Annotated in this window: 5 protein-coding genes and 1 pseudogene; all 6 read right to left on the reverse strand. The window is 39.1% G+C overall.

Annotated features, from left to right (window positions below):
- Positions 1-2,375 (reverse strand): type VI secretion system membrane subunit TssM (gene tssM, locus Q0389_RS09075; RefSeq protein WP_298693648.1); only part of this gene is annotated, 2,375 nt, incomplete at its 3' end.
- On the reverse strand, positions 2,362-3,225 hold the full coding sequence (gene icmH, locus Q0389_RS09080) for a type IVB secretion system protein IcmH/DotU (RefSeq protein ID WP_298693649.1): 864 nt from the start codon (positions 3,223-3,225) through the stop codon (positions 2,362-2,364). The genes icmH and tssM, both read right to left, overlap by 14 nt.
- A 13-nt stretch (positions 3,226-3,238) precedes the next feature.
- Positions 3,239-4,573 (reverse strand): type VI secretion system baseplate subunit TssK, encoded by a 1,335-nt coding sequence (gene tssK, locus Q0389_RS09085; protein ID WP_298693650.1) that lies wholly within the window; start codon positions 4,571-4,573, stop codon positions 3,239-3,241.
- The gene (gene tssJ / locus Q0389_RS09090) at positions 4,563-5,033 is read right to left on the reverse strand and encodes a type VI secretion system lipoprotein TssJ (protein ID WP_298693652.1); all 471 of its coding nucleotides are present in this window, start codon (positions 5,031-5,033) and stop codon (positions 4,563-4,565) included. Before tssJ ends, tssK begins: the two co-directional genes overlap by 11 nt.
- A 16-nt stretch (positions 5,034-5,049) precedes the next feature.
- Positions 5,050-5,793 carry a type VI secretion system-associated FHA domain protein gene (locus Q0389_RS13535; RefSeq protein ID WP_366936859.1) on the reverse strand — a complete coding sequence of 248 codons (744 nt, stop codon included), beginning with the start codon at positions 5,791-5,793 and terminating at the stop codon, positions 5,050-5,052.
- A 228-nt stretch (positions 5,794-6,021) separates the two neighbouring features.
- Positions 6,022-6,195 (reverse strand): annotated as a pseudogene (locus Q0389_RS13540) (FHA domain-containing protein); the annotation flags it as partial.
- Positions 6,196-6,256: the final 61 nt, after the last annotated feature.

Genomic DNA, 6,256 nt, shown 5'->3' on the forward strand with positions numbered 1-6,256 from the left:
GATGCTATAGCCGCCTGTGCTTTTTTCTCCATCAATTCGCCCACAGAATAAATATCCGTATTCGTTCTAAGCGCTTTCAAAACGGAGATTATCGGTGAATCCTGTGATGAGAGAATCTTGATTTGTTCCGGTGTCATTTCAGCTTTAATCGCAAGAGTATTAAGCGCTTCCATCCAGATTTTTTTGTAATCGGAAAAATAATAGCTTTGGATCTTGGCATATACCGTATCCAATTCACTCTCTTTTAACTCGGTGGAATATCCTAAAACCCAATTAGAACGAATAATCGTTTTGAGAAGTGTCTTACCGTCAAGGGTAAAGACTTTTTCATATCCTTTTTTGGTATAAAATCCAGGGATTACAAAATGCGTACCGCTGAATAAAGAACCATTTTCACCCATTGTGGAAGAGAATTGAAACTCTTTCAAGTTCATCTCTTCTACTTTGTCTTTTAATTGTTTATATAGCAGCGCTTCTTGCCCATAGCCTGCTAATTTGTTTCTGGCTGTTTGTACCGTAATCTGATCCAAACTATACGGTTTAAATCCATAAGAAAGGAGCCGTTTCCAATGTTCAGAAAGATTGTTTTGTAAAATCCGGTTTTCGGCAAATTGACGTCCCCAAAGTTTTTTCATCCATTGAACCATAAAACGGTTATCCCGTTTTTCTTGATTATTAAGCATCAAGTAAGCTTTGGTATTTTCCCAAGTCTCGTCGTAATTGTCAAGATTGTTGATGGTCTGGGACTGAAGAGTTTGCGCCACTTCCGGCAACAAAATTTTTATAAGTGCATCGTGATAAAGACTATCAAGTTTTTCTTGCCGTTCTTCAACACTGTAATATGCCAATCGCCAGATACGCCGTGACGACTCCGCTTCATCCATTGTTTTAATTGCATGGATTTTATTTAACACTGCTAATCGCTGCCCAAATTCTCCGGAATCCGATATATTCGCATTCATAGTTTTGTATGTTTGCAGCTCTTTATCCAATTTTTCTATCATCTCAGTATGCTTCGTATAATCCCAAGCCCATAATGAAGTCAAAATAACAAGGATCAATACGGCGGCGACGATACCGATCCGTTCTCTTAATTTCTCTTTGAGTCGGTGTGTGCTGTCCATCTTTACAACATACGCTTCGGGAAAAATAATCTCCTGCAAAACCTTGCGAATAAATAGGCCCTTCCCTATTACCGCCGACGTAACAGAGTGTTCTTTCGAAAGTGCTGTCGTGGCATGAGGAGGAACACTTGTAAAATAGATACCGCGAAGCATCAATGGAGCGCGATAACGTGTCTGCGCGAATCCGATATCGATAAATGTTTTCAGCTTTTCAAATAATAAAGCAAATTCATCGCCGAACAATAAGATTTTTGATCGTGCGCCATTATCCCATTCATGATGCATACGCTCTAATACGGAAGCGTCCAGACGTTTTCGCAAATAATCGAATTCTTTCTGGGCATTTTTACCGTCAATGTTTTGGGTATCGTCAAATGTCATTCCCAAAACTTCATCTTTTTCACTATCGGAGAGGATACTGAAATACTCATTGAATCCGGGAATTTTATCCGTCTTTGTCACCAATAAATAAATGGGAATGGTAGAAGTAAATGCCTCGGAAAGTTCATCAAAACGGTCACGTAAGCCTTTAGCGTACAATTCCAATTCTGATTCGCTATTTTCCATTAAGGTTTCAACACTGATCGTTAAAATCACCCCGTTAATAGGCCGTTTCCACCGCTTTTTTTTGAAAAGGCTCATAAATCCGTGCCAGACACCCGCATCAATCGAATCCGATTCAAGTTTAATATATTTTCCGGGTATATCAACGAAAATCGCATGTTCGGCAAAATACCACTGAAAAGAGAGCTCAGACGATGTCGATACGTCGGTCTGATTTTGGTAATTGATATTTAAAGGGAAATCCAATCCGGAAGATTCCAAAAGCGTCGTTTTTCCCTCTTTTTCTCTACCAATTATTAAATACCACGGCAGTTCATATTTTGTATCGCGCTTCCCTTTATAGACACTGGAGTTTTTAATGATTTTAGTCGCTTCTATAAAACGGGCTTTTAGTTCTTTAACTTTTTCGGCAATTTTATCCGCATTCATATTTTCATGATCGCGTTGTGCTTTGGTCGCTCTGAGTTTTGCCTGAGTATCCTCTTTTGCATAAAGTTTGAAAATCAAAATTGCCAGCAATGTAGCCGATAAGACAGAAAAACCGGCTAATAAGCGTGTACCTAAAGATGCCAGCGAATCAAATAGATAAGAGCCGAACAGTATGATCGATATCGATATGATCAATGCTGTTAGAACTATCCAGAATAATGTACTTTGAAAAAGTTCTCTTCTATTAATTTTTAACATTGATATCCTTTGATGCGCCATATTCCATAGACTGAAACAGTTTTTTTTCCTGAGAATTTAACGACATACTCAAACCGATATAGACTATCGACAGCACCATAATTACCCCTATAGCCAATTGGGTATAAGGAGCTTTATAAAAATAGTGATGCTGTTGAGACGAAATTTTAGGTTCGCTGTAAAACGTCTGACTTTGCCGACCATGAACCGTTTTGATTTGTTTATATAAATTCTCACGTATCGCATCTAATTCCATTTTTCCGCGTGTCTGAATACGATATTTACCTTCAAAGCCCAAAGAGATACATACATACATGAATTCGAGCATATAAATATTGTTGGCCGGAGATGCAAGCAATTTACTCAAAAGCTGAAAAAATTTTTCTCCTCCGTATGTTTCGCGGTAAAAGTGTCCTAACAAACTATCTCTTGCCCAGTCACTGTTTTTTCCCCATGGAGTTGTACAGATCAATTCATCCAAAAACGTACATAAAAGATAACGGGCCACCAATACCTGCGAGTTTTCTATATTTTCGTGCGCCGCATTTTGGGTAAAAGCATCAATTTGCTCAATCAGCATTAAATGGACACTCGCGACATCACCCAGATCATAGGTGTGCAATAGTTTATCTATATGAATGAATATAGGCTTCGCCAAAGAAATAAACGGATTCATCCCTTCTACTAATGCGCCCCTCTCTTGTTCTTGAAAAAACGTTTTATACGAATGCGATGCCGAAACCGATTTCACTTTGGGTTTGGCATTAGGTTCTCGACTACTTGAAGTAAATCCGGTTAGTGTATCTTGCTCTTCCGATGAGGGCAATAATACGGTTCTATTTTCACTCATTTACTCTGCCTTCCTACTCTTTTGTACTGCGTATCGCCCACAAATCATAATCGATCCCTTCTACTTCTCCGGCTAAATAAAAGGCCATTCCACCGGAATTTTCCAACGTGCGTTTATCTTCGGCAGAAAGTTCGATTTTAAAATAAATATGATTGACACGATAGGGAATTTGACGCGGTGCTGCCGGAAGCGGTTTGATTTTAAAACCGGCCAAATGATAGTTGACCAGATCGCGAATCGTTTCTATCGTCCCCATTTTGAGATTATCTAGGAGCAATTTTTTTAATTTTTCGGTTGCCATATCCGCTGTTACCGCTAAAACAAACGAACATGTCTGAATCAAGGTTTTATCTTCCATCTTAGCTACAAAAATACCGTATTTTCGTTGCTCGATCAGTAGTTTAAAGCTGTTTTGTTCCAGAACCATACTCAGCATTATTTTGATTTCATTGAATAAAAGAGTAAAACTCTCTTTTTGTTTTTTATGATCATAAAGATACTCTTTATCCAATCGTCTCTCTTTTTTCATAAATACCGCCAATTCGGCCGCCAATGAGTACATTTCGAGAAATAGAGTTTCCGGATGAATTTTTTCCTGAGAAAGATAGAAATGAAATCGGCTATGAAATCGATTTAAAAGCTGCAAAAGCAAATAATCACCTAATTCCGCCACCTGAATCGTCACGTCACTTAATTTTTCAGATAACTTAAGCATCCGGAAATTCAGTACACTCATCAATTCCTTTATATGTGCTACGAGATAATGACAACGGTGAAAATGCAGGTAGGTCGGAGTAAACGTCTCCTCTAAAGAAACCGCTCCGCTGGCGGAGATAGAACCTATTCGGGCAATAGCAACCGTCCCATATCCTTCATTCAGTTCTTCATCACGCAAAAGACGGAAATTCGGCTGCGCCAAAAGCAATTCGGCATTGCTTGTTTCTCCGATATTGGTATTGGGGACATCACGTTCGCGCCGTGCGATCATCCGCGTCGTTTTAACATCATCTTCTTCAAAAGTAAGATCGTCGGCATACTGCATACATAACGGCAAAGCCAAATAGATCATTTTTCCTGAATCTTTCGATTCTAGATCAAGAATCAATTCCTGATGTTTGGCATGGATATCGAATAACGTTCCATCCGGCATAATCCCGTATGCCCGGTTCAAAACTAATTTTCCCGACTCGAGAAAAGGGGTATCAATGTCCAAATCAAAAAGTCCCCATCGGTTTGCCCCGGATTCCAGCGTCCGTGTACGCATTTCATAATCATAATGCCGATCGTTTTGCTGAAAATGTTGGGGGCGAAGAAACAGCCCCTCTCTCCAAACCACTTTATTTATCATTATTCATTTCCTTAATTGAAGAATTGTCAATTATGAGTTGTGTTTTGTTATATCCTTTTTCAAGCGCTTTGACATAACGCCATGAAGTGCTCCCTTCAATATTTCTAAAACTTCCGACGACCCCGAAATACTTTGTATTTTGATCAAAAAGAATTTTGTACGTCTGCTCTTCGTTCGGAATAAGAATGTGTTTCGATTGGGAAAGTAACGAACCTTCCAATCGTTGTTTTGCCTCATCGCTTAATCCCCAAAAATCGAGTTTCGAAAATGATTCCGTATCTTTCAACTCGTAAAAATGGAGCACTAGAGGTGATGGGATATTGTCTTTGTTCGGATTTAGATTCTTGCCTGATTTAATGACCAATTCCATATGCGGCGTCTTTTCCGCACAATTGTTAATGCTTAAGGCAACACCTATCAATAAGAGTATTTGAATCAGTTGTTTACGGTAGTAGTTCATGTCATTCCTTTGAAAATTAATAATGGCTATCTGACGATGCCAACTTCACTGAGAAAGCTACTTTTTCATATTCATTTTTAAAATGGGGAGAGAGTAGTTCGATACCAAAGTTTGGGTCATCTTGAAACTGTTCAAACATTTTGTTGTACGCTTTCCATAATAGACAACTGCGCGGCATCCAACTACGTAGTTCTCCTGAAGCATCAAACTTTTTTTCTAAACTTTTAGGAGAAACTTGCGTTAATGCCGTATTGAGCAGATTTTTTGAGGCACCGTGCAACGCAATCGAATGGGTATCGATACCGGCAAATGCTCGCGAGACGGCCGAAGGAAGATTAACTTGTCTCTCTTTCCCTTGCATCCGTTCATCCTGAAGAAACCGCAAAGCAGAATTTCCGAGCCGAAGAAGATCATTTTCTTCTTGTGCAATGGGGGAGAGAATGTGTAAGTCCTGTTTAATCTTTTCATTGATATGCAGAGTATTTTTCAACCCTTCCATACTAGTGATCAAAAGATCGGCGATCTCATTCATCAATAAATTCCGTTCCTTATTTTCCAGTGCAATAATCTCCAATCCGAGTTTTTCTTCTAAAATACGGATTGAATCACCCAAGTTTTGGTTTAGAGTAGGAGAATAAGATTTTTTCTTTGTCTCCCTTACCGCTGTGGGAACGTTTATATATTGGCTATAAAGTTCTTGCTCTATTTCCTGAAGTTCATTAGGTTCTTCCGCATGCATATCCAACAATTCCGAAGCCATCTTAGTGCCGTCTAAAAGTTCCAATACGTCTTCTTTTATCTCTGTCGTATCATTGGATACACTGTTAAGCGCGTCGCGTACGTCCTCATATAAAAAATCATCATCGGGTATTAACTCTTTAATCGCTTCTAACGGTTCAGGTTCATTAGAAAAACTCCCGATGATATAGTCGTCGGTATATTCGTTATCATTAAATCTGGCCTGCAGTTCATGATCGCCGATAATATAGACGTCAGAGGCATTAATCTGATGCGGGATCCCTTTGGAAAGCTTTTTATACGGATGTTTTAAAAACGTACCGTTTGTACTCTCATCACGAAGATAATACTGCTCGTATTTGTACTCGATGTACACATGTTTTCCGGAAATATAATTGTCTACATCGTTTAACTGATAATCGGCTTCACTGCTTCTTCAGATCGGAAGAGCGTCGTGTAGGGAAAGAGTGTAGATCTCGGTGGTC

The sequence above is a fragment of the uncultured Sulfuricurvum sp. genome (genome assembly GCF_937936435.1).
GTDB lineage: Bacteria > Campylobacterota > Campylobacteria > Campylobacterales > Sulfurimonadaceae > Sulfuricurvum.